The 24312-nt window shown below is 54.5% G+C and carries 25 protein-coding genes; 13 read left to right on the top strand and 12 right to left on the bottom strand.

The window, feature by feature from the left end; genetic code table 11:
* Window positions 1-25: 25 nt before the first annotated feature.
* Together tpx and E2F51_RS18680 are read right to left on the bottom strand one after the other, a co-directional pair.
* Window positions 26-529, bottom strand: coding sequence for a thiol peroxidase (tpx, locus tag E2F51_RS18685; protein ID WP_105759709.1), 504 nt, complete (start codon window positions 527-529; stop codon window positions 26-28).
* A gap of 88 nt (window positions 530-617) precedes the next feature.
* Window positions 618-1835 carry a diguanylate phosphodiesterase gene (locus tag E2F51_RS18680; protein ID WP_134824223.1) on the bottom strand — a complete coding sequence of 406 codons (1218 nt, stop codon included), beginning with the start codon at window positions 1833-1835 and terminating at the stop codon, window positions 618-620.
* 350 nt (window positions 1836-2185) lie between these two features.
* Between E2F51_RS18680 and E2F51_RS18675 the strand changes: the two genes are divergently transcribed.
* A complete protein-coding gene (locus E2F51_RS18675; RefSeq protein WP_134824222.1) occupies window positions 2186-2389 on the top strand; it encodes a hypothetical protein in 204 nt (67 codons plus the stop codon).
* 63 nt (window positions 2390-2452) lie between these two features.
* Here E2F51_RS18675 and E2F51_RS18670 read toward each other — a convergent pair whose 3' ends face one another.
* From E2F51_RS18670 to E2F51_RS18655, 4 genes are all read right to left on the bottom strand, one after another.
* Entirely contained in the window at window positions 2453-2701 is a 249-nt protein-coding gene (locus tag E2F51_RS18670; protein WP_053142932.1) for a biofilm/acid-resistance regulator YmgB/AriR, read from the bottom strand.
* A gap of 54 nt (window positions 2702-2755) precedes the next feature.
* Entirely contained in the window at window positions 2756-3046 is a 291-nt protein-coding gene (locus tag E2F51_RS18665; RefSeq protein WP_053142934.1) for a hypothetical protein, read from the bottom strand.
* A 30-nt stretch (window positions 3047-3076) separates the two neighbouring features.
* Window positions 3077-3322: a regulatory protein YcgZ gene (gene ycgZ / locus E2F51_RS18660; RefSeq protein ID WP_013202313.1), complete on the bottom strand. Its 246-nt coding sequence runs from the start codon at window positions 3320-3322 to the stop codon at window positions 3077-3079.
* Window positions 3323-3613: 291 nt separating this feature from the next.
* Window positions 3614-3928, bottom strand: a complete 315-nt coding sequence (locus E2F51_RS18655) for a hypothetical protein (RefSeq protein WP_134824221.1) — start codon at window positions 3926-3928, stop codon at window positions 3614-3616.
* A gap of 159 nt (window positions 3929-4087) precedes the next feature.
* On the opposite strand from E2F51_RS18655, the gene ycjG reads away from it, so the two are divergent.
* Window positions 4088-5053 (top strand): L-Ala-D/L-Glu epimerase, encoded by a 966-nt coding sequence (ycjG, locus tag E2F51_RS18650; protein WP_013202311.1) that lies wholly within the window; start codon window positions 4088-4090, stop codon window positions 5051-5053.
* Here ycjG and mpaA read toward each other — a convergent pair.
* Entirely contained in the window at window positions 5050-5757 is a 708-nt protein-coding gene (gene mpaA / locus E2F51_RS18645) for a murein tripeptide amidase MpaA (protein ID WP_013202310.1), read from the bottom strand. The genes ycjG and mpaA overlap by 4 nt on opposite strands.
* 219 nt (window positions 5758-5976) lie before the next feature.
* Here mpaA and E2F51_RS18640 point away from each other — a divergent pair, with 219 nt between their 5' ends.
* The 6 genes from E2F51_RS18640 to dbpA all read left to right on the top strand — a co-directional run bounded on the left by E2F51_RS18640 (window position 5977) and on the right by dbpA (window position 12253).
* Window positions 5977-7593 carry an ABC transporter substrate-binding protein gene (locus E2F51_RS18640; protein WP_134824220.1) on the top strand — a complete coding sequence of 539 codons (1617 nt, stop codon included), beginning with the start codon at window positions 5977-5979 and terminating at the stop codon, window positions 7591-7593.
* 152 nt (window positions 7594-7745) lie between these two features.
* On the top strand, window positions 7746-8075 hold the full coding sequence (locus E2F51_RS18635; RefSeq protein ID WP_013202308.1) for a hypothetical protein: 330 nt from the start codon (window positions 7746-7748) through the stop codon (window positions 8073-8075).
* A gap of 176 nt (window positions 8076-8251) precedes the next feature.
* Window positions 8252-9235 (top strand): zinc transporter ZntB, encoded by a 984-nt coding sequence (zntB, locus tag E2F51_RS18630; RefSeq protein WP_013202307.1) that lies wholly within the window; start codon window positions 8252-8254, stop codon window positions 9233-9235.
* A gap of 280 nt (window positions 9236-9515) precedes the next feature.
* Window positions 9516-9665, top strand: coding sequence for a hypothetical protein (locus tag E2F51_RS23890; RefSeq protein ID WP_013202306.1), 150 nt, complete (start codon window positions 9516-9518; stop codon window positions 9663-9665).
* A gap of 178 nt (window positions 9666-9843) precedes the next feature.
* A complete protein-coding gene (ttcA, locus tag E2F51_RS18625; protein ID WP_013202305.1) occupies window positions 9844-10737 on the top strand; it encodes a tRNA 2-thiocytidine(32) synthetase TtcA in 894 nt (297 codons plus the stop codon).
* Between the two features lie 136 nt (window positions 10738-10873).
* Window positions 10874-12253 (top strand): ATP-dependent RNA helicase DbpA, encoded by a 1380-nt coding sequence (dbpA, locus tag E2F51_RS18620; protein ID WP_013202304.1) that lies wholly within the window; start codon window positions 10874-10876, stop codon window positions 12251-12253.
* A gap of 66 nt (window positions 12254-12319) precedes the next feature.
* On the opposite strand, the gene E2F51_RS18615 is transcribed toward dbpA, so the two are convergent.
* Window positions 12320-12607: a putative quinol monooxygenase gene (locus E2F51_RS18615; protein WP_013202303.1), complete on the bottom strand. Its 288-nt coding sequence runs from the start codon at window positions 12605-12607 to the stop codon at window positions 12320-12322.
* Window positions 12608-12791: 184 nt separating this feature from the next.
* Window positions 12792-13448: an MgtC/SapB family protein gene (locus E2F51_RS18610; protein ID WP_013202301.1), complete on the bottom strand. Its 657-nt coding sequence runs from the start codon at window positions 13446-13448 to the stop codon at window positions 12792-12794.
* A 181-nt stretch (window positions 13449-13629) separates the two neighbouring features.
* On the opposite strand from E2F51_RS18610, the gene E2F51_RS18605 reads away from it, so the two are divergent.
* On the top strand, window positions 13630-13905 hold the full coding sequence (locus tag E2F51_RS18605) for a DUF333 domain-containing protein (RefSeq protein ID WP_013202300.1): 276 nt from the start codon (window positions 13630-13632) through the stop codon (window positions 13903-13905).
* A gap of 33 nt (window positions 13906-13938) precedes the next feature.
* Here E2F51_RS18605 and E2F51_RS18600 read toward each other — a convergent pair whose 3' ends face one another.
* On the bottom strand, window positions 13939-14934 hold the full coding sequence (locus tag E2F51_RS18600) for a 2-hydroxyacid dehydrogenase (RefSeq protein ID WP_013202299.1): 996 nt from the start codon (window positions 14932-14934) through the stop codon (window positions 13939-13941).
* Window positions 14935-15123: 189 nt separating this feature from the next.
* Between E2F51_RS18600 and E2F51_RS18595 the strand changes: the two genes are divergently transcribed.
* The 3 genes from E2F51_RS18595 to E2F51_RS18585 are packed head-to-tail and all read left to right on the top strand — an operon-like array spanning window position 15124 to window position 18275.
* Window positions 15124-17763 carry a YdbH family protein gene (locus tag E2F51_RS18595; RefSeq protein WP_134824219.1) on the top strand — a complete coding sequence of 880 codons (2640 nt, stop codon included), beginning with the start codon at window positions 15124-15126 and terminating at the stop codon, window positions 17761-17763.
* Window positions 17750-17938, top strand: coding sequence for a YnbE family lipoprotein (locus tag E2F51_RS18590; RefSeq protein ID WP_041692015.1), 189 nt, complete (start codon window positions 17750-17752; stop codon window positions 17936-17938). The genes E2F51_RS18595 and E2F51_RS18590 overlap by 14 nt, the downstream gene beginning before the upstream one ends.
* Window positions 17939-17948: 10 nt before the next feature.
* The gene (locus E2F51_RS18585) at window positions 17949-18275 is read left to right on the top strand and encodes a YdbL family protein (RefSeq protein ID WP_041692014.1); all 327 of its coding nucleotides are present in this window, start codon (window positions 17949-17951) and stop codon (window positions 18273-18275) included.
* 63 nt (window positions 18276-18338) lie between these two features.
* Here the strand turns inward: E2F51_RS18585 and E2F51_RS18580 are convergent, their stop codons facing one another.
* Window positions 18339-18944, bottom strand: a complete 606-nt coding sequence (locus E2F51_RS18580; protein WP_013202295.1) for an FMN-dependent NADH-azoreductase — start codon at window positions 18942-18944, stop codon at window positions 18339-18341.
* 234 nt (window positions 18945-19178) lie between these two features.
* On the opposite strand from E2F51_RS18580, the gene hrpA reads away from it, so the two are divergent.
* Window positions 19179-23078, top strand: a complete 3900-nt coding sequence (hrpA, locus tag E2F51_RS18575) for an ATP-dependent RNA helicase HrpA (protein WP_134824218.1) — start codon at window positions 19179-19181, stop codon at window positions 23076-23078.
* Window positions 23079-23159: 81 nt separating this feature from the next.
* Here the strand turns inward: hrpA and ydfG are convergent, their stop codons facing one another.
* The gene (ydfG, locus tag E2F51_RS18570) at window positions 23160-23906 is read right to left on the bottom strand and encodes a bifunctional NADP-dependent 3-hydroxy acid dehydrogenase/3-hydroxypropionate dehydrogenase YdfG (protein WP_013202293.1); all 747 of its coding nucleotides are present in this window, start codon (window positions 23904-23906) and stop codon (window positions 23160-23162) included.
* Between the last annotated feature and the right edge of the window lie 406 nt (window positions 23907-24312).

The raw sequence follows: 24312 nt of genomic DNA, 5'->3' as shown, positions 1-24312 counted from the left end.
GACTCCCTTCACGCAACGTTTGCCATTATTTTAAGGCAGCAAGCGCGGCGTCATATTCCGGTTCGGTGGTAATTTCGTTAACCAACTGACTGTAAATGACCTTGTCCTGCTCATCCAGAATCACCACTGCGCGCGCCGCCAGACCTTTCAACGGGCCATCAGCAATCGCCACACCATAATCCTGTTTGAAATCACTGCCACGCAGCGTGGAAAGGGTGACCACGTTGCTTAAGCCTTCAGAGCCGCAGAAGCGGGACTGAGCAAAAGGTAAGTCGGCAGAGATACACAGCACGACCGTGTTGCTCACTTCACCTGCCAGCTGGTTAAATTTGCGTACGGAAGTGGCACACACGCCGGTATCGACGCTTGGGAAGATGTTAAGCACTTTACGCTTGCCGGCATACTGAGTCAGCGAGACTTCCGACAGGTCTTTAGCGACCAGTGTAAATGGCTTAGCGACTTCGCCCTTCTCGGGGATCTGACCTGCAACGGCAACCGGGTTGCCTTGAAAATGAACTGTCTGAGACATAATTTTTCCTTATAAGCGCAGTAAACCCAGCACTGAGTGTATGTCATGCTAGCGATCGCACACAGATAAATCCGTAACAAACAGCGTATCAGAGCACGTCTTCGTTCAGTTCAGGCCAGGCCACCGCAGGGACTGCCTCAAGTTTTGGGGTCGCAAACAGGAAGCCCTGGAAATGACTGATCCCGGCGGACTCCAGCCACATCCACTCTTCCGGCTGCTCGACACCTTCCGCAATCACCCCGATGTTCAGCGACTGACAACACTTAATGATGGCGTGCACAATCGCCTGTTTTGGGCCGCTTTTATGCACGTCATTAATAATGTAGCGATCGATTTTGACGCGGTCCGGTTGGAACCGGGCCAGCAGTAATAAACCGGCGGATCCAGCACCAAAATCATCAATGGCCAGATTGAAGCCTGCGGCTCTTAACTGTTTTATGGCCAGCGAAAACTCGTCCGGGCGCGAGATAACTTCGTTTTCGGTTACCTCAATCACGATTTGCTCGGGCACTAAGCCGTTGGCATCGATCTGCTGGATCAGGAAATCTACCGCATTGGGCACCATCACCAGTGACATCGGCAGTAAATTAATGGAAAGCGTCAGTCCCTCGATGCCCATTTTTTTAGCCAGTTCAAACACCACTTTCTTGGACTTGATATCCAGTTCGTAAAGTTCATTACGAGGCAGGGTGTCGAAATAGTCCAGCGGGCTCAGGCCGGAAGCATTACGCATCAGCGCTTCAAGAGAAACGATCTTTTGTGACAGTGGATCGACGATCGGCTGGAAGGCAAAGCTGTATCCCTGTTCAGGGAACTGGCGTTCATTTGTGTCAGGCTCAACCTCGCTGACAAAGTTCCAGTTAACGGCAGGCGGAATTTCAAAATACTCTTCACTTTCACGCGCCTCGACAAAAGAGCGCAGAAACTGTAACGCGCGGTCGTCGTAAGTCAGTTGATACTTAGAGGTCCCTTTATCCAACACCGCCTGCAGCACCGTATCGCGATCGTGAAGGCGCAAATCGAACAGTTCCATTCCGGCATTGCCAAAGCGGCGGGAAGGGGCATAGTCGCGCATCAACTCGACCAGATTATGGTGACGTTTATCGAGGCAAATATGGTCGTAAATGGTTTTAACGGCCTGTTCAGGGCCTTCCAGCAGCTGGAAGAAATGGGTGCCGTTAAACAGCAGGATCCCGGTAACCTCGTTTAATTCATTATTTTTATTGGCTTTTAATAAGAGGTTCTTCAGTGCTTTGACCGGAACATCATCACAAATATGGCTGCGGTAGAGAAGAGTAGACAGCATTGAGGATTCCATAAAATTGTTTTTATATAGTCAGGATGTTGAGTGCCATGGTCTGACAGCGGTTCCAGTATAGAGGTTTTTTATTCGGATGAGAATGTTGTTCAAATTTTGACTGGCAGGCAACAGGTCAGAGAAATATCGGCATGAAACGCTGGAATACTTTTCAGGCAATTAATTAAATATAATTAATACTTTCAAGAGGGTGCCGTAAATAATATTCCCGGTTTGTGCAGAATGTCTATAATGATAAAGGCACGTATAGGAAGTATCTGTATCTGCTTATTCCGGGTTTTTTGAACCCTTATCTGATGATAAAATGTTGAGTCTGGCCAGTCTGATACGGAGGAGATGTGCAGGGCAAAGATAAAGATTATCCTTCAGAAATCTATGCGGTGATTGGCAGAGCGGTATCTGCATTGTTGGAAGCGGGCGAGCCTTTGGAAAAGAAGAATGTGTTAATTATGCTGCAAGCCCACAGCACGGCAACCCGTGATGAGCATCTTCAATCTATCTATCAGCAGGCCTTCCGATATCTGCTGGAAAGTTTTCACTAAATCTGACCGGTAAAACCGCAATTGCTAGCAATTATCATTCACTGCTAGCAATTGACGAGTCTCTTATGCGTCGTCTGGCGTACGGCCTACGACCACTTCCAGCGCCTGGCGGTAGATATCCAACTGAACCACATCGGACGTCGTTTCCAGTTTCTCAATAAGCTTGAGGATAATCGCCTTGTTATTAACATGCTGTCCTTTGGTGGCAATCTCGCGGATTACCATGCCGATGACAGCCGTTTCCTGCGCGAGGACGTCACCTTCTGCCTGAAAGAACGAGAGGATTTCGGATTCTGTGCTTTGCTGTTGCATGTGTAAGACCTTATAAAGTAACAAAAACTGGCGTAATGCCAGCGTAAAATTAAATCAATGTTTTTTGCTGCCGTCTGGTGGCCCTTGATTTACAAGGGGCCGTTTCTTGTCACGATTGTGAACTTGATGACGGGGTAGTGGCGTGCCGGCAGAAGCATAGTTTCTCACTTCACTTACCGCCAGTCGGTAAGCACGCTTTTGTCGCGGGTCCGTTTCCATTTCGGACTGGAGCCTCAGCTGCTTGATCAACGCAGCATTACTGATTGCCGCATCTTCCTTAAGCAAGACCATCACTGCTTCGCCCAGTAGAATATCAACCCGTTTTTCTTCGTCGTTTTTATCCATACCAACATCTCTGAATCATTAAGACTGCGTTCAGCCCCGGCGGCCGAATAGCAGACCAATCAGTTCGTGGTAGTGTTGCTCCTGCTCCGGACCTGACGCCAGTTCCAGCCGGGTGAGCAGTTTAGAACAAAGTGATTTACGGTTAAGATTTTTGCCTGAACGCAAAATCTCCACCACTATCTGGCCCAATGTTTCCTGCTGAGAAGGCAACACGGCCTCATTAAAATAACGACTGATGTCATTTTCAGTCTTTGGGTGCGATCCGCCCTGATGCATTAAGCTGCCCTCTCAGTCATAAAGTTCAAATTTTATCCACGTTTTCGGCGTTAAAGTTATACATGTAAAGCAAGCTTGTACAGAATTTCCGGGTTATCCAGGGATGCTATTTTAGGCATAAAGTGCTAGCTATTTGTTATCAGGGAGTTACAAAGAGAATTTTTAGTGTTGCTGCGGCGACGACAGCCTGTTTTGCAGAAAAACTGGATGCATTTCAAGCGGTGAGGGGATTTGGGAGGGATGGGAAATACAGGGGGAAGGAGCAGAGCCGCCTCCCCGGATACAGGCTGTTTACTTTTCCGCTTCGTCAGACTGTGATGAGCGTGGTCGGTTATCAGCGCCACGGGATTCTGGATCGTTCTGGCTATCCGAAGCCGTAACCGCATTTTTTGCAGGAGTGCCGGCATGGTGGTTCTTTTGCGTAACCAGCCATTTTCTCGTCTGCGCGATCTGCAACAGCCTGTCATCGTCGTCTTCATCAACGGCCATTACCTGCAGTTGGTGCAGTAATGCTGCCGGACTTATTTCTTGCCTGCTGAAGATAAGACTCATCGCTGCTTCGCCAAGCATAACGTGGTGCTCCTGATCTTCGTCAGTAATAGTCAAAACGAACCTCCCTCACTGATGCTGAATAATGATTAACCCCTGTTATTTTAAAACAGGATCGGCAATTTGTGAAATTGGCTCACACATTGCCAAACCCTTCCAGTCAGGACTATGTTGATGGTGTATTTTCACTTTCTTCCCCGCAATAAGGATTTGTTGATGAGAGCAGTAAAGGTGTACCCGGAAGCCTGGCCATTGCATACGCCTTTTGTGATTGCCCGTGGCTCACGCAACGAGGCCGGTGTGGTGGTGGTGGAACTGGAGGAAGGGGGAATTAAAGGGGTCGGTGAATGCACGCCGTATCCCCGTTACGGAGAAACTGAAGCGTCGGTGCTGGCGCAAATTGCGGCGTTATACACTCAGCTTGAACAGGGAATGACCCGCGAACAGCTTCAGCAGGCGCTTCCTGCTGGCGCGGCGCGTAATGCGATTGACTCCGCGCTGTGGGATTTGCAGGCCAGAAAGCTGTCCACCAACCTCTGGCATCTGACCGGGACCACGCAACCCTTCATTATCGATATGGCGCAAACCGTCAGTATTGATGCGCCGGAAATGATGGCCAGCTCGGCGCTGGCGCTGTGGGAAAATGGCGCAAGGCTGCTGAAAATCAAAATGGATAATGCGTTGATCACCGAAAGGCTGGTGGCGATCAGAACCGCCGTGCCGCAGGCAACGCTGATCGTTGATGCTAACGAATCCTGGCACAGTGAAGGACTGGCTGCGCGCTGTCAGCTGCTGGCTGACCTTGGCGTGGCGATGCTGGAGCAGCCGCTGCCGGCGGGCGATGACGCCTCGCTGGCAAACTTCATCCATCCGTTGCCGGTTTGTGCCGATGAGAGTTGCCACACCCGTGAAAGCCTGGCGGGGTTGAAAGGTCGCTATGAGATGGTCAACATCAAACTGGATAAAACCGGCGGTCTGACCGAAGCGCTGGCCCTGGCGCAGGAAGCCAGAGCGGCCGGCTTTGAGATCATGCTGGGATGCATGCTTTGTACTTCACGTGCCATCGCCGCCGCGCTGCCGTTGGTTAATTCGGCCCGTTTTATCGATCTGGATGGGCCCACCTGGCTGGCGGTGGATGTGGACCCGGCGCTACCTTTCAGCTGCGGCCGGATCGCTTTTTAAGGCTGCCAGCTGAGGAGATCGACCATGGCGCCGAGATATTTCTCCGTCGATTCATCGGCGGAGATCGGCGGCAATTCAGCGGTGATCACCGGCAGGCTCAGGTCGGCACACCAGCTGCCAAAAGAACCCGGGGTGGCATAACCGACGCTGGTCACCAGCGGCAGTTCCATCTTCTTCGCCAGCCAGTGACCTAACGGGCTGGTATCCGGATCTTCAATGCAGGCCAGCGGCTCGTGGAAGGTGACGATCCAACTCGGCTTCAGCGCATGAATCAAATCACATAAGGCCTGCGTTTCGGGTTCTGACGCCGGTTTTTCGCCGGTAGACAGCACAACATCCCGCTCATCGGCCTCGCTGTTCCAGCGATAGACCGTGTCGCCCGGCTGCCAGTTAGCCGCGGGGAAGTTGCGGTTCAAATCCACGCCGCGTGAATTGGCCCGCAGCCCCAGCTGGCAACCGTCGGGATTCACCGCCAGCACCACATGATGTCGGCGATGCGGTTCCAGCAAGGTGCGCATCGCACAGGAGAGCGTCACCACCGCAGCCGTCTCATCACCGTGCGTTCCCGCCAGGATCAATCCGCTGTCTTCGTCAGCCGCCGGAGCAGGAAACCATAACAGCGGCGCACCGAGTACCGAGGCACCATAAACCTTACTGACTGCATCAAGCTTGCCGCGTAACGGGCGCGGATGGATCGGGGACATGATTTTACACTCCTGGACGGTTTATCTAACCTGGAAGGTTTGTCTAACCTGGACGGTCTACTTAAAACTAGCGTAAACGCGCCGGGAACAAAAGGGCTGTCAGGTCACGGTTTTCCGAACCCATGACCAATGTAGCGAAAAATGCTATTTATCTATCAACGATTTGCGCTAAAGTCGGAATATCTGCCCGTTTAATTGCCCCTACGTTGAGGTGTCCTGATGAACAATTCCTCCCGTTTCACGCTGGCTATGCTGGCGCTGGCTGTCACTGCTTCTGTCTCTGCTGCTGAGGTTCCGCCCGGAACGGCACTGGCCTCACGTCAGGAAATTGTCCGTCATATAAAAGACGAGCCTGCCTCGCTCGATCCGGCAAAAGCGGTTGGCCTGCCCGAAATTCAGGTGATCCGCGATCTGTTCGAGGGCCTGACCAATCAGGATGCCAAAGGCAACATTATTCCCGGCGTGGCAACGCAGTGGCAGACCACCGATAACAAAACCTGGATTTTCACCCTGCGTAAGGACGCCAAATGGTCGAATGGCGATCCGGTGACCGCCAATGATTTTGTGTATAGCTGGCGCAGGTTAGTCGACCCGAAAATCGGCTCTACGTTTGCCTGGTTTGCGGAGCTGGCCGGCATCCAGAACGCCGGAGCGATCACCAAAGGGCAGATGACGCCGGATAAGCTTGGCGTCACCGCACTGGACGATCATCGTCTTAAGGTCTCGCTGGATAAACCGGTGCCGTATTTCGTCAGCCTGACCGCCAACTTCAGCCTCTATCCGGTACCGGAAAAGGTGATTGAAAAAGCAGGGAAAGAGTGGGTGCAGCCGGGTACGCTGGTCGGCAACGGCGCGTATAAGCTGCAGGAGCGTGTGGTCAATGAAAAGCTGGTGCTGGTGCGCAACGACCACTATTGGGATAACGCCCACAGCGTGCTGACCAAAGTCACCTTTGTGCCGATCAACGAAGAATCCAGCGCCACCAAACGCTACCGCGCTGACGATATTGATATCACCGAATCCTTCCCGAAAAATATGTACAGCATGTTGAAGAAGGATCTGCCGGGCCAGGTCTACACGCCGGATCAGCTGGGAACCTACTACTACGCGTTTAATACCACCAAGGGGCCGACGGCCGACGTGCGCGTACGTAAGGCGCTTACGTGGAGTATTGATCGCAAAATCATCGCCGAGAAAGTATTGGGAACCGGCGAGAAGCCGGCCTGGCACTTTACGGCCGATGTGACGGCGGGCTTCAAACCGAAACCCGGTTTCCTGCAGCAGCATTCTCAGGAAGAGCTGAACCAGCAGGCAAAAGCGTTGCTGGCCGCCGCGGGCTATGGCCCAAACCATCCGCTGGATCTGACCTTGCTGTATAACAGCTCAGAGAATAACCAGAAGGTGGCCATTGCGGTCGCCTCCATGTGGAAGAAGAATCTTGGGGTGTCGGTTAAGCTGCAAAATCAGGAATGGAAAACCTATATCGACAGCCGTAACACCGGCAACTTTGATGTGATCCGCGCGTCCTGGGTGGGGGATTACAACGAGCCGTCGACCTTCCTCAGCCTGCTGACCTCGACTCACAGCGGCAACATCGCGAAGTTCAAAAGCCCGGAATATGATGCGCTGATTGATAAAGCCAGTCGGGAAACCAACAGCGAAGCGCGTAACGGCGATTACAACCGTGCCGAGCAGATCATTGCCGACCAGTCGCCTATTGCGCCAATTTATCAGTACACCAATGGACGTCTGATTAAGCCGTGGGTGAAAGGCTATCCGATCACCAACCCGGAAGATGTGGCCTACAGCCGCACGATGTACATCATTAAGCACTGATGACCGGCCGGCGCGGGGCTTTCGCTGCCGCGCCGGCAAGCTGATTGTGTAATAAGCCAGCAAATTAGCCAATTGTTCATGGCATCGGATGAGATGTTGATAACGGATACTGTTCCGGTCAACGTTGTTCTTCAACCCGGATCAGGTACTTTATGCTGAAGTCAGTTTGCTTACTTACTGCGTCTCTGTTGCTGTCAGGCTGTGCCCTGAAGCAATATCCTTCCTCACCTCCTGTCAGTAACGTTCAGGCGACCACCCTGGACTGCACCGGCATCGAGTCACAAATCGCCTCGCAGCAACAAACCCAGGCAAAAATCAATAAAACCGGCGAGTTCGACGGCCTTACGGTGCTTGGATTTATCGGTGATTTTGGCATCGGCAATGGCGTGGCAAAAAGCCTGGCACAAAAGCATGCTGACCAGCGCATGACCCAGCTGAAAGCGCTGGAGCAAACCAAGTGTCAGGGTGGCGCGCAGAGCTGACGGTTTCCTGCCGGGTGTAATGAATATTTGCCTTTCTCCGCTCGGGTTGCCGGGCGGGCGCGTATCTGTTCGCATATTGACATGCTTTTTAACGCTCCCAGGAATATGGCCATTTTGCAACGACGAGCGGGCAGGCTAGACTGTATCGTATTGATTATGCTTAATGCGGAGCAGTTGTGGACGTTATTGAAGGCAAGGCGTTACAGATATCGGATGCCATAATTTCCTGTCAGCTGGATGGCAAAGGCGGGTTAATCCCCATCGACGACAAAGATGTGATTCATTGCGACAGACCTTGCTGGTTGCATTTGAATTACACCCATCGCGAGAGTGCCGACTGGCTGGTTTCAACGCCGCTATTACCTGATTCGGTGCGCGATGCGCTCGGGGGCGACAGTATGCGGCCACGGGTCAACCGCCTGGGCGATGGCACGATGATTACGCTGCGCAGCGTGAATCTGAACAGCGAATCCCGCCCCGATCAGCTGGTGGTTATTCGGGTGTTTATTAATGACAAGCTGATTGTTTCTACCCGCCAGCGCAAGGTATTCGCCATTGATGAAGTGCTGACCGATCTGCAAAACGGCAACGGTCCGTTAAACGGCGGCGGCTGGCTGGTGGACGTGTGTGATGCGTTGACCGATCACACCAGTGAATTTATTGAAGAACTGCATGATAAAATTATCGACCTGGAAGATGCGGTGGTCGATCAGCAGATCCCACCCCGTGGTGAACTGGCGTTAATTCGTAAACAGCTGATTATCATGCGCCGCTACATGTCGCCGCAACGTGATGTGTTTTCCCGCATCGCCAGCGAGCGTCTGCCGTGGATGAGCGACGACGACCGCCGCAGAATGCAGGATATCGCTGACAGGTTAGGGCGCGGGCTGGACGATCTGGATGCCAGCGTGTCGAGAACTGCGGTGTTGTCGGATGAAATCAGCACGGTGATGGCGGAGTCGATGAACCGCAGAACCTACACCATGTCGCTAATGGCGATGGTGTTCCTGCCAACCACCTTCCTGACCGGCTTGTTTGGGGTGAACCTCGGTGGCATTCCGGGTGGAAGTTGGGGATACGGATTTGGCACCTTCTGCTTCCTGCTGGTGGTGTTGGTGCTTGGCGTTGCGTGGTGGTTAAAAAGACGTAAATGGTTGTGAGATGATGGAAAAATCAGCCTGAAAAAGATAAAAAGGTCGCTTAAAACTGACCCAAATCAATATTCACCGGGCAGCGTTGGGGCAAACTCTTTCCCGCAGGTGAATGCAACGTCAAGCGATGGGCGTTGCGCTCCATATTGTCTTACTTCCTTTTTATTTGAATTACTGCATAGCACATTGATTCGTACAAGCCGGGGATTCCCGGCTTTTTTTTGTCCATTTGCCAGCTCAGGCTGGGGTGCCTATGCTTTAAGGACATGCCACGTCTGAGGAGGAAGACATGTTACTCAACACAATGGACACTCCACACGCATCCGATCCCATTCCGACCGACCCGGTCCCGATCCCTGAACCGATCCCAACCCCACAACCGATGCCGGATCCGCCGATCGATCCCGATCCAATTTTAGATCCGCCACCCTATGCCTGATGGCGATGCCTGCCCCTCACCGGGCAGGTTGGCTGACAGGGACGTCATCCTTAGCTTCTGGCGCTGCCCGCCACCAGGATTATTTAAACCTGCACTAAAAACCCGTATACTCCCCGCCAGAAAAGTGTCCAACCAGGAAATCGACCGTCGACCCGCTTCGACGTTATGAGAAGTCGCTATGAATCAAACAGATACAAGAAAAGAATCGCTCGAATACAACAAGTTGCAGAAACGTCTGCGCAGAAACGTTGGCAACGCCATCATCGACTACAACATGATTGAAGAAAATGATGTGGTGATGGCCTGTATGAGCGGCGGCAAAGATTCATTCGCCATGTTGGATATCCTGCTGAATTTAAAAAAGGTCGCCCCCATTCATTTCGACGTGGTGGCGGTTAACCTCGACCAAAAACAACCCGGTTTCCCCGAGCATATTTTGCCGGCGTATTTCGAGAAACTGGATATTCCTTATTACATCGTCGATAAAGACACCTATTCCGTCGTCAGAGAGAAGATCCCTGAAGGCAAAACCACCTGCGGTCTGTGTTCCCGCCTGCGTCGCGGCACGCTTTACTCTTTTGCCGAGCGGATTGGCGCCACCAAAATCGCGCTGGGCCACCATATGGATGACATCGTTGAGACGCTGTTCCTCAACATCTTCCACGGCGCGCGCATGAAGGCGATGCCGCCGAAGCTGCGTTCAGACGACGGACGCAACGTGGTGATCCGCCCGCTGGCGTACTGCCGCGAGAAAGACCTGATTGAATACTCGGAACACAAAGCCTTCCCAATCATTCCGTGCAACCTTTGCGGGTCGCAGGAAAATCTGCAGCGTCAGGCGATCAAATCGATGCTGACCGACTGGGATAAGAAAGAACCTGGCCGCGTGGAAAGCGTGTTTAAATCGATTCAGAACGTCAGCCCAAGCCAGCTGGCTGACCGCAATCTGTTCGACTTTGTTAACCTGCCGCTGGATCGTGAAGGCGACAGGGAAGAGTACGCGTTTTCCGAAGCGACGGTTTCTTCGACCAACATCGACAAATCCATGTTTATCGATGTGACTAACCTCTAATCTTTTTATTAAGCGGCGACGGTTGCCGCTTAATCTTCCTTAGCTGGCCGGTTACCCACCCGGCCGCCACCTGCGGGCAGGGTTTTCTGCTACACTCAGCGCCAATCCGCCCGCCGGTTTTATCAGAGAGTAATGTGTGACTTCTTTTGCAACCCTGACAGCCCTGCCAGCCAGCCAGATCGATAATCTGAATGAGCTTGGCTACCATACGATGACCCCAGTCCAGGCGGCCGCTTTGCCGGCGATCCTGGAAGGGAAGGACGTTCGCGCTCAGGCCAAAACCGGCAGCGGAAAAACGGCCGCCTTTGGCCTCGGCGTGCTGCATCGCATTGATGTGACCCAGTTTGTCACGCAATCGCTGGTGTTATGCCCAACGCGTGAACTGGCTGACCAGGTGGCGAAAGAGCTGCGTCGTCTGGCCCGTTTTGCCGCGAATATCAAAATTCTGACCCTGTGCGGCGGCCAGCCAATGGGTGCTCAGCGTGATTCGCTGGTGCATGCGCCGCATATCGTGGTCGGTACGCCAGGCCGTATCCTTGATCACCTTAAGCGCGAAACGCTGAAACTGGATCAGATCGGCACCCTGGTGCTGGATGAAGCGGACCGGATGCTGGAAATGGGCTTCCGCGAAGATATTGAAGAAATCATCAAATACTGTCCGGCATCGCGCCAGACGCTACTGTTCTCGGCAACCTGGCCGCAGGATATCGCGCGCATCAGCCAGAATATTCAGCGTGAGCCGGTCGCGGTTGAAACCGACGTGGTATCTGACTTACCGACTATCGACCAGCGCTTTTATGAAGCCGGCGCGCGTGAAAAGTTAACCGCGCTGATCGGTCTGTTGAGCGATGAGAAACCAAGCTCCTGCGTGGTGTTCTGTAACACCAAACGCGAATGTGACGACGTCGCTTATGCGCTGGACAGCGCCAAAATCAGCGCACTGGCGCTGCACGGCGATTTAGAACAGCGCGATCGTGATCAGGTATTGATTCAGTTCGCTAACGGCAGCTGCCGCGTGCTGGTCGCCACCGATGTTGCCGCGCGTGGGCTGGACATTAAATCCCTGGCGATGGTGGTTAACTATCAACTCTCCTTTGACCCGGAAGTGCATGTCCACCGTATTGGCCGTACCGCGCGTGCCGGCGCAGAAGGGTGCGCAATCAGCTTTGTAGCGCCAGATGAGATGGTGCGAGCCCATGCGCTGGAAGATTTCCTGCAGATGAAGCTGAGCTGGCATAAGGTGTCCGAGCTGAAATCGGTTGCCGCACAGCCGCTGCTGGCCGAAATGGCGACCCTGAGCCTGGACGGTGGCCGTAAGGCGAAAATCCGTCCTGGCGACATTCTCGGGGCACTGACCGGCGATGCCGGTCTGAGCAGCGACGTGATTGGTAAAATCGATATCGCGCCAACCCAGGCGTATGTCGCAATCCGTCAGGACACCGCGCGTCAGGCGATGAAGCAGTTACAGCAGGTGAAAATTAAAGGCAAATCTTGCCGGGCGCGCTTGCTGAAATAGCCGCTTTATCACCCGCAATAAAAAAGGCCTGAGCGAATCAGGCCTTTTTTTATCAGTGGGTAAACATCAGATTTTATGCACTTCAGGCGGTTGCGCCAGCAATGGTTCGGCGTCGGCCATCAGCGTTTTGAAGTGCGGCTGTCCGCCATGAATTTCGACTGCTTCGGCATTTTTCCAGGTTTCGTGGAACAGAAACACGTTCCCGTCTTCAACACTGCGATACAGATCGTAATGCAGGCAACCCGCTTCAGCACGGGCCGGTTTGACACCGTTGTTCAGCACTTTTTTTAACTCATCCGCTTTGCCAGGCCGGGCAGTGAACTTTGCCACGATGAGGATATTTTTATCGGTCATCCACTTCTCCTTTTAGTTACCTTGCCAGTCAGGCCGGAAATCCCACCTGACCCTGTAAACTGCTGCTTTAGATACGCATTCTTTGCCATCTTCATTCACTTTCAGGCGATGCATCAACGCATCATGCCACATTTGTCAGGCGACTACAGGCCGCGTGCGCACAGGCTGATAAATTGGCAGGCGTTTATTGCATCTCGACCGACGTCACGCCTTTAATCTCTAACAACGCGTCATAAATCTGATGCGGAGCGATATTGCGTGACAATGTCACGTCAATCGTCATTTCACACAGCCCGGTTTCAACATCCCGGTTAACCACCGATACCTGGCCGGTGCGAACGCGCTCCTTTTCTAACGCGATTAACACCAGCGGCACGCTTTTGGGCTTAAGGTGGAAGATCAGGGTGTGGTGGCGGCCAATAAGCCAGTGGCTGATGCGGCGAAACGTCTCCAGCACGATCAGCGCCAGCAGGGTGCCATAAATGCCAATTTCATACAGTCCGCTACCAATCACCAGACCGATGGCGGCGGTGACCCACAGGCCTGCCGCGGTGGTCAGGCCTTTAACCACCTGCTTTTGAATAATGATGGTGCCGGCACCGAGGAAGCCCATGCCGCTGACGACCTGAGCGGCGATACGGCTGGGATCCAGACCAATATGCGTCTGAGCAATAATGTCATCAAAACCGTACTTAGAGACGATCATAAACATCGCGCTGCCAATGCCGACGAGAATATGGGTGCGTAAACCGGCCTCTTTAGCGCGGAGCTGGCGCTCAAGGCCGATCAATCCTCCCAACGCTCCCGCTAAGGCGATACGCAGCAGCAGATCCATTAACATAGATTATCCTTCTGATTTGTAGGCACTTTCAGTTGCTTAATTTTACCCGTTATAAAATGAGACGGCAGGCTATTGCTATTTCAGGCATTTTAATTTGGTAAATATTCGTGACAGCTATCGACCCGCCTGGGATCGTAGCTTATGCTGGCTTTCTGCATAATTACCGTTCCCCGGAGAATAAATGAAAGCAGCGACCTTTCTGCTTGTCGGTTGTGCGCTGTTGCTGTCCGCTTGCAGCAGCAATGAAGCCGACAACGAACCGCCGCAACAGGCTACCAGTGCGCATGTGCCACCTCGCGTGGTGATGTCCGACTTAGCGTCCAGCACCTGTGCAAACGCCGGAGGAACCTTAGCCTTATCTCGTCAGTTAGACGGCAGCTCTGTTGGCATGTGCCAGCTGGCAAATGGCCGACGCTGTGGTGAAAATGCGCTGGCAAGCGGCACCTGCGCACGGTAATACCGGCCAGAGATCCTGACCGGTTCAGCGCATTCAGTCCGCCGTAAGTTCATTCGGGCAGGGTTGATTATTGGTCAGCTGCCTGAGGTTTTCCAGCGTGGTTTCCGCAATGCTGGTCAGCGCTTCAGCGGTCAGGAACGCCTGATGACCGGTAAACAACACGTTATGGCAGGATGAGAGGCGGCGGAAGATATCATCCTGAATCACGTCATTCGATTTATCTTCAAAGAACAGATCGCGCTCGTTCTCATACACGTCCATTCCCAGCGAACCAATCTTTTGCAGCTTCAGTGCATCAATCGCCGCCTGCGAGTCAATCAGCCCGCCGCGGCTGGTGTTGATGATCATCACACCATCTTTCATTTTCTGAAATGCTGACATATCCAGTAAATGATGATTTTCGGGCGTTAACGGGCAGTGCAGGGAGATGACGTCCGATTGCTTAAACAGCGTGTCGATATCGACATATTCGGCACCCAGCTCAATGGCCAGTGGATTCGGATAGGGATCGAACGCCAGCAGCTTCATGCCGAAGCCTTTCAGGATGCGCAGCGTGGCCAGACCGATCTTACCGGTACCCACCACACCGGCCGTGCGGCCGTGCATATTGAAGCCGATCAATCCTTCCAGGGAAAAGTTAGCATCACGGGTGCGCTGATAGGCGCGGTGGATTCGGCGGTTAAGCGTCATCATCATGCCGACGGCATGTTCCGCCACCGCTTCCGGGGAATAGGCCGGTACGCGAACGACCTTAATGCCCAGCTCTTTCGCCGCAGCCAGATCGACGTTGTTAAAGCCGGCGCAACGCAGTGCGATAAACTTGATGCCCAGTTCGGCAAGCTCTTCCAGCACCACGCGGCTGCCGTCGTCGTTAACGAAGATGCAGATGCCATCGCAGCCCACCGCCGTTTTGGCCGTTTTTTCAGTCAGCAGAAAGTCGAAAAATTCCAGTTCATAGCCGTAGTCTTCATTGACCTGCTCAAGGTATTTCCGGTCGTACTGTTTCGTACTGTACACCGCAAGTTTCATGATCTCTCTCCTGTGACCGTAAAGGGAATAGCGCTGACAGCATAGTAACAATAATTCTCAATACGCGGCGACCCTGAGATGACGGACGGCGGATATTTGCGCTGAATGCGTTGATTATCTGTTAAAAACTTCTCCCTTGTGACATTCCGTGCCATCATTTCACCCTATGATATTCACGGATGGAGCGGAATGTTGACTGGCCTTTCGCGTGGCTGGAAGGTAGCGATAGCGATCGTGCTGGTCGTTGTGCTGCTGATTGCCAGCCTGTTGCTGACTGTAACCCACTGGCTTCCGCGGCTGGCTGGGGTGTGGCTGCCTGCCAACACCGCTCTGGTGCTGGACAGCAATCCCCGCTGGCAGTCCGGTAAGCTCCAGATCCCGGGCGTGCGCTACCGCGTAGGCGACTGTGAACTTGCCGCCGTTCAGGATCTGTCACTGGGCCGCGCAAACGGACGTTGGGCGGTCAATGCCGCGACGGTGCAGGTCGACAGCACCTGTGCCAGCCAGCTCCCGGCCAGTGAAACGCCTTCGGCACCGCGTTCCATCGCCGACTGGCAGGCCATGCTGCCGGGTGCGGATATCACCATCAACAGTCTGGCTATTTCGCCGTGGCAAAGCTGGGGTGGAGAGCTGAAGCTCAACCTCGACAGCGCGCGACAGATCGTCCGTTACCGCAGTCCGAATCTCTCGCTGGACGCTGAACTCAGCGGCCAGCAGCTGGCGATCCATTCGCTGACCGTTAAAGCCCCAGGCGTCCCCGAGCCAATTACGGTTGCCGGCACGCTCAACCTGCCAAAAATCCCTGACACCTTGCCTGATGCCGGAAAACTGACTGCCGATATGACGCTGCAGGGCATTCCTGCGCCGCTCAACATCAATCTGGACTGGCAACAGCAGCAGGGGCAACTGGTGGTGCATCAGCAGGGCGATGATGCGCCGCTGGTGACCTTGCCATGGGCCATCTCAGACCAACAGATCCTGATCCAGCAAGGGCAATGGCGCTGGCCTTATGCGGCGCAACCGTTGTCCGGCGGCATTACCCTGGCACTGAAAAACTGGAAGCAGGGGATTCCGGCAACCGAGATCATCGGCCGACTCAACGTGCTCACCCAGGGAAGAGGCGGCAAAGGCAACGTGGTGTTGTCGCTGGGGCCGGGCCATCTTGACTGGACCAACAGCCAGCTGCCATTCCGCCTGACCGGCGAAAGTAAACTGGCGCAGCTGCAATTCTACGCCGGGCTGCCTGGCGAGGTTCAGGGGCCGCTGCTGGACCCAACGCTGCTGTTACAGCCGGGCGCGTTGCTGCGAATGCGCGGGCGATTGCTTTCGACGCTGGAAGTCGATGAGGCGCGCTGGCCGCTGGCCGGGGTGAAAGTCTCATCCGCCGGCATTGACGGACGCCTGCAGGCCATTCTTACCGCACACGATCCGCAGATGGGGCGTTTTAAGCTGCATCTGGATGGTCGGGCCAACGACTTCTGGCCAGATAAAGGTCAGTGGTTCTGGCGCTATTGGGGCGAGGGCTATATGGCGCCGCTGTCGGCGAAATGGGACATGAATGGCAAGGGCCGCTGGCAGGATTCATTGATTGAGCTGACGTCGCTTTCAACCGGCTTTGATCAAATCAGTTATGGCAACGTTAACGTTCGTGCGCCGCGTTTAACGCTGGCGGCGCCGGTATCGTGGCAGCGTGATGTTGAGCATCCTGCCTTTGCAGGGAAATTCCGCCTGGATGCGCAGCAAACCACCTTCAGCAGCGGCGGTTATCTGCCGCCTTCGACGCTGACCCTGGCGGTGAAAGGGCAGGATCCGGCGGCATTCCTCTATAACGGCAGCTTGCAGGCAGAGGATATTGGCCCCGTTCGCGTTCAGGGCCGCTGGGACGGCGAACGTTTGCGCGGTCAGGCCTGGTGGCCGCAACAATCGCTGTCGGTTTTCCAGCCGCTGCTCAGTAATGACCTGAAGATGAAAATCCAGGGCGGAACCCTCAAGGCGCAGGTTGCCTTCTCCGCCGCCGCCGATCAGGGCTTCGAGGCCGGAGGTCACTGGGTGGTGAACAACGGTAGCGTATGGATGCCGGACAACGAAATTAACGGTATCGACTTTTCGCTGCCGTTCAGGCTGAAGGCGCACCAGTGGTATTTCGGTGCCAAAGGGCCGGTCTCGCTGCGGATTAAAGAGGTGAAAAATCAGTTTGCCTTGCAGAATATCACCGCCGATTTGCAGGGCTGGTATCCATGGAGCGATCGCCAGCCGCTGCGCTTAAGCAACGTTGCTGTTGAGGTGCTGGGCGGCCAGCTCAGCATGGAAAGTCTGCAGATGCCGCAGACCGAAGCCGCGACGCTGCGCTTACGAAATATCAGCATGAGCGAACTGGTCACGGCGATGAAGCCCAAACAGATTGCCATGTCCGGTCATATTAATGGCGCACTGCCGCTGTGGCTGACCAATTCCCACTGGCTGATCAAAGACGGCTGGATTGCCAATAACGGGCCTCTGACCGTCAGGATGGATAAGGATTTTGCCGATGCCATCGCCAGCAACAATATTGCGGCCGGCGCCGCAATAGACTGGCTGCGCTATATGGAGATCACCCGCAGCTGGGCGACCGTCGACATTGATAATCTGGGGGCGATGACCATGAAGGCGCAGGTCAACGGCACCAGCCGCTTTAGCGACAAAAACCAGCGGGTGACGCTGAACTACACCCAGCGCGAAAACCTGTTCCAGCTGTGGCGCAGCCTGCGCTTTGGCGATAATTTGCAATCGTGGGTAGAGCAAAACGCTGCACTGCCGACTCAAAAGGAAACGACCGATGAAACGCATTAGCCTGCTGATGCCTGCCGGGATTTTGCTGCTTAGCGGCTGCGTCCCGCGTATTGAGGTGGCTGCGCCAAAAGAGCCGATCACCATCAATATGAACGTGAAAATTGAGCATGAGATCCATATCAAGGTCGATAAAGACGTTGAGGCGCTGTTAAAAAATCAGAGCGGACTGTTCTGAGGGGACGATGATGAAAAAGCTAAAAGCGCTGGCGCTGGTGTTCCTGTTGTTGTCACCGGCAGCGATGGCCCTGACGCTGGATGAGGCCCGTCAGCAAGGCCTGGTCGGCGAAACCTTAAGCGGCTACATCGCTGCCGTTACCCAGAACGCTGACGCTCAGGCCCTGGTCGATCGTATCAACCAGGGCCGTCAGCAGCAGTATCAGGCACTGGCGCTGCGCAATAATATGACCGCCGCTGAAGTCGGGCGCATCGCCGGACAAAAGCTGGTTGAGCGCGCTGCCGCCGGGCAATACGTGCGCGGCATCAACGGTCAGTGGCTGAAGAAAGGGCAATAAAAAACCGGTCCCTTGCGGTGACCGGCTTTTATTCAGGCTTACCCTTTACGGCAAGATCACGACTTAAGCAGCAACGATCTGCTTCAGCACGTCTTTTGCATCGTTAGCGGCTTTGGTCGCCACTTCCGGACCGTAAGCGATGCCTTCAGCGAAGACGAACTCAACGTCTGACATACCCAGGAAACCGAGGAACAGTTTCAGGTAAGGGGTCAGCAGATCGCTTGGGGTATCTTTATGGATGCCACCACGGCTGGAAATCACGACCACTTTCTTACCGGTGATCAGGCCTTCCGGGCCGTTTTCGCTGTAGCGGAACGTCACGCCAGCACGGGCAACCAGGTCAAAGTAGTTTTTCAGCTGCGTTGGGATGTTGAAGTTGTACATGGGGGCAGTGATCACGATGGTGTCGTGAGCCTGAATTTCAGCAATCAGTTCGTTGGACAGATCCAATGCTTCCTGCTGACGTGGGGTCAGAGTGGCATCAGAAGGGCGCAGCGCGCCAACCAGTTCACCATCCAGTACCGGGATTGGGTTCATTGCCAGGTCACGTACGGTGATTTCGTCGCTACCGTGAGCGGCTTTCCACTCTGCAATAAAGTGATCGGCCAGCTGATTTGACTGAGAATAACCGGCAAGAATACTGGATTTCAGAACTAAAACTTTGCTCATGATAATTTCCTGTGTGATACGTGAAAGGGATTTCACTCAATGATTTACACTCTAGGGGTAAACATCCCTCAGTGATAGTGCAATATTCTGAGGCCTATGTTCGAATTTACTGAACAAGGTTAACGGCAGGGAGTCATGGCTAAGTGGTTGTCTGTGCTACACTACGCAAAATTTTTATCCTTCGAATCATCTGTTGTTTGCCGGAGTGACGGCGATTAGCGAGTTTATACCTTTATGTCGACAACACCTCAATCTCCCCTGACCGCGCTCTTCCCACGCCTGGACTCGCTGATGCTGCGCGATCGCCAGCGTCTGCTGAAGCGCCTGCACGGGGCTAAAAAAGTCAGCAAGCCTGAGGCGATGCAGGCGATCGCTGACGAGCTGGCGGCGGAAATTACCGTAGCTGAACAGCGTGTGGCCAGCCGTCGTGCGGCCACGCCGACGATTCGCTACCCGGAAAATTTGCCGGTCAGTCAGAAGAAGCAGGACATTGCCGACGCGATCCGCGATAACCAGGTGGTGATCGTCGCCGGTGAAACCGGCTCAGGTAAAACCACCCAGCTGCCGAAGATTTGTCTGGAGCTGGGCCGGGGCATTACCGGGCTGATTGGCCACACGCAGCCCCGACGTCTGGCGGCGCGCACCGTGGCCGATCGCATCGCCGACGAGCTGGAAACCAGCCTCGGTGGCTGCATTGGCTATAAGGTGCGTTTTAACGATCAAGTCAGCGACACCACTCAGGTCAAGCTGATGACCGACGGTATTCTGCTGGCGGAGATCCAGCAGGACCGGCTGCTGTTGCAGTACGACACCATCATTATTGATGAAGCGCATGAACGCAGTCTGAACATCGACTTTTTACTCGGCTATCTGCGTGAGCTGCTGCCGCGTCGCCCGGATTTAAAAGTGATCATCACCTCGGCGACCATCGATCCGCAGCGCTTCTCCAAACATTTCCACAATGCGCCGGTAATCGAAGTCTCCGGCCGCACCTATCCGGTGGAGGTTCGCTATCGTCCGGTGGTGGAAGACGCGGATGATACCGATCGCGATCAGCTGCAGGCCATTTTCGATGCGGTCGATGAGCTGGGGCAGGAGAGCCGTGGCGATATCCTGATCTTTATGAGCGGTGAACGGGAAATCCGCGACACGGCGGATGCCTTAAACCGCCGCGATCTTCCTCATACCGAAATTCTGCCGCTGTATGCGCGCCTGTCGAATGCTGAGCAGAACCGCGTGTTCCAGTCGCACACCGGCCGCCGTATCGTGCTGGCCACCAACGTGGCGGAAACCTCGCTGACCGTACCGGGCATCAAATACGTCATCGATCCCGGTACCGCGCGTATCAGCCGCTACAGCTTCCGCACCAAGGTTCAGCGTCTGCCGATCGAGCCGGTGTCACAGGCCTCGGCCAATCAACGTAAGGGCCGTTGCGGTCGTGTCTCTGAAGGGATCTGTATTCGTCTCTATTCAGAAGACGATTTCATTAACCGCCCGGAATTTACCGACCCGGAAATTCTGCGCACCAACCTGGCGTCAGTCATTCTGCAGATGACGGCGTTGGGACTGGGCGATATCGCCGCGTTTCCGTTTGTCGAAGCGCCGGACAAGCGCAACATCCAGGATGGCGTCAAGCTACTGGAAGAGCTGGGTGCCATCACCCAAAGCGAGGATCAGCATTATAAGCTGACCCCGTCGGGCCGCTCGCTGGCGCAGCTACCGGTCGATCCACGACTGGCCAAAATGGTGCTGGAAGCGCAGCGCTATGCCTGTACGCGCGAAGTGATGATCATCACCTCGGCGCTGTCCATTCAGGACCCGCGCGAGCGTCCGGCAGACAAGCAGCAGGCGTCAGACGAGAAGCATCGCCGCTTTGCCGACAAAGAGTCCGATTTCCTCTCCTTTGTGAACCTGTGGGATTACCTGCAGGAGCAGCAGAAAGCGTTGTCGTCCAGCCAGTTCCGCCGCTTGTGTAAGATGGAATACCTTAACTATCTGCGCGTGCGCGAGTGGCAGGATATCTACACCCAGCTGCGTCAGGTGGTGCGTGAACAGGGCATCCCATTGAACAGCGAGCCCGCCGATTTCCGTGGCGTGCATACCGCGCTGCTAACCGGTTTGCTGTCGCATATCGGTCAGAAAGACGCCGATAAGCAGGAATATACCGGCGCGCGTAACGCCCGTTTCTCGATCTTCCCTGGCTCGGGGCTGTTTAAGAAGCCGCCGAAATGGACCATCGTCGCGGAGCTGGTGGAAACCAGCCGGCTGTGGGGCCGCATTGCCGCACGTATCGATCCGGAGTGGATCGAGCCGGTGGCTCAGCATCTGATCAAACGCAGCTACAGCGAACCGCACTGGGAGAAAGCGCAGGGCGCGGTAATGGCCAGTGAAAAAGTCACCCTGTATGGCTTGCCGATTGTTGCCGCACGCAAGGTGAACTACAGCCAGATCGATCCGGTCCTGTCCCGTGAGCTGTTTATCCGTAACGCGCTGGTGGAAGGGGAATGGCAGACGCGTCACGCGTTCTTCAAAGCCAACCTCAAGCTGCGTGAAGAAGTGGAAGAGCTGGAGCATAAGTCCCGCCGTCGCGACATTCTGGTGGATGACGAGACGCTGTTCGCCTTTTACGATATGCGCATTCCGCAGGACGTGGTGTCTGCCCGGCATTTCGACAGCTGGTGGAAGCTAACCAGCCGCGAACAGCCTGAACTGCTGAACTTCGCCAAAGAGATGCTGATTAAAGAGGGCGCCAGCAACGTCAGCAAGCTGGATTACCCGAACGTCTGGCAACAGGGCAACCTCAAGCTGCGCCTGAGCTACCAGTTTGAGCCCGGCACCGAAGCCGATGGCGTGACGGTGCACGTGCCGTTACCGTTGCTGAATCAGGTTGAGGAGAACGGCTTCGAGTGGCAAATTCCGGGCGTGCGCCGCGAGTTGATTATCGCGCTGATCAAATCGCTGCCAAAACCCGTTCGCCGCAATCTGGTGCCCGCGCCAAACTATGCGGATGCCTTCCTTGGCCGGGTGACGCCAATGGAATTGCCGCTGCTGGAGTCGCTGGAACGCGAATTCCGGCGTATGACCGGGATTACCATTGACCGTGAAGCCTGGCAGTGGGATCAGGTGCCCGATCACCTGAAAATCACCTACCGGGTGGTGGATGAAAACAACCGCAAGCTGAACGAAGGGCGCGATCTCGCCGCGCTGAAGCTGGCGCTGAAAGGAAAAGTGCAGGAAACGCTTTCGCTGGTCGCCGATGACGGGCTGGAGCAGAGCGGTCTGCATATCTGGAGCTTTGGCGACCTGCCGGATCATTTTGAGCAGAAGCGCGGAAATTACAGCGTGAAGGCCTGGCCGGCGTTGGTGGATGAGAAAGACAGCGTGGCGATCCGCCTGTTTGACTCGCAGCATGAGCAGCAGAAGGCCATGTGGCGCGGCCAGCGGCGTTTGCTGCTGCTTAATATTCCGTCGCCGATCAAATATCTGCATGAAAAGCTGCCGAACAAAGCCAAGCTGGGGCTCTATTTCAACCCGTATGGCAAGGTGCTGGATCTGATTGATGACTGCATTGCCTGTGGTATTGATAAGCTGATTGATGAACACGGCGGCCCAACCTGGCAGGAAGCGGGTTACAACAAACTGCATGATAAGGTTCGCGCCGAGCTGAACGACACGGTGGTCGACATCGCGAAAAAGGTCGAGCAGATCCTCACCGCGGTGTTCAATATCAACAAACGTCTGAAAGGGCGCGTGGATATGAGTATGGCGCTGGCGCTGTCTGACGTTAAGGCGCAGTTAGGCGGCCTGGTGTACAAAGGCTTTGTCACCCAGAACGGCTGGAAGCGACTGTCGGATACCTTGCGTTATCTGACGGCAATGGAGCGCCGGCTGGAAAAAATGCCGATCGATCCGCACAGCGATCGCGCCAGAATGCTGAAAATTGAAAAAATTCAGCAGGCCTGGTCCACCTGGTACAACAAGTTGCCCGCCGTTCGCCGCGAAGATGAAGACGTGAAGGACGTGCGTTGGATGATTGAAGAGTTGCGGGTGAGCTATTTTGCCCAGCAGCTTGGCACGCCCTATCCGGTTTCGGAGAAGCGTATCCAGCAGGCGATGGATGAGATCGTGATTTAACCGCGTGTGGTAAATGAAAACAGGCTGCATCTGCAGCCTGTTTTGATCGTTATCGCGCGAGCGTTTGCGCGCCGTCTAACGTTACGCCTTATGCACCTTCAAACCTGCCAGCGTCTGACCGACTGGCATCATCTCCAGCGTATTGATATTGACGTGCTTAGGCAGGTTCGCCACCCAGTACACCGCTTCGGTCACGTCCTCTGCCGTTAACGGTTCCGCGCCGTCATACACGCTATCCGCTTTGGCATCGTCGCCCTTGAAGCGCACGTTAGAAAACTCGGTGCCGCCAACCAGGCCTGGTTCAATATTGGTGACGCGCAGCGCGGTGCCATGCAAATCGGCGCGCAGATTCAGGCTGAACTGACGCACGAAGGCTTTGGTGGCGCCATACACGTTGCCGCCGGCGTAAGGCCAGCTGCCGGCAATCGAACCGATATTGATGATGTGGCCAACGTTGCGTTCAACCATGGCCGGCAACACCGCGCGGGTCATATACACCAGGCCTTTGTTATTGGTGTCGATCATCAGATCCCAGTCATCGACGTTGGCTTTATGCGCCGGCTCGATGCCCAACGCCAGACCGGCGTTGTTGACCAACACGTCGATATTGCGCCAGTCGGCGGGCAGGCTGGCCAGCGCTTCTTCAATACCGGCACGGTTGCACACGTCCAGTTGCAGGGTATAAACAGCGTCACCCAGCTCCTCTTTCAGCGCCTGTAAACGCTCCTGACGGCGGCCGGTGGCGATCACTTTATGCCCCTGAGCAATAAAGCGGCGGGTGATATCTTCTCCGAATCCTGCGGTAGCGCCAGTAACAAATACAATCATCTCACTGTTCCTCAAGGTATTTTCAATTCCAGCCACCTTACCATTTCAAAGGTAAGCTGATAAGGACGAAAAGGTTATGATTTATTTACTAAACCGATCTGCACACTGTTGGTGCGTTTAATTCGCACGCTGCCTTTTTTTAGTGCGCCTTTTTGCCGCGCAGTGCCAATAGTTGCGGTGTTTAAATAATAATCCCTCAATGCAACCGTTTGCGGAGGAAAGCAACCGGTTGCGCACACGATTAACTGGCAGGCAGACATGAGCTTGTCATAAAACCCCATTAACTTGTTGATTATTAATCATAAATAACGCTATCGCGATCTGGCATAACAATTGCAATTTGAAATAAAGGTCATCACCTGCAATAACAAAAGAAAGGGTTGAACTCTTTCCCCAAGGAATCGCT

Source organism: Erwinia sp. QL-Z3 (genome assembly GCF_004551645.1).
Classification (GTDB): domain Bacteria; phylum Pseudomonadota; class Gammaproteobacteria; order Enterobacterales; family Enterobacteriaceae; genus Erwinia; species Erwinia billingiae.
The sequence above is the reverse complement of the archived record's forward strand: the minus strand, read 5'-3'. Positions and strand labels throughout refer to the sequence as shown.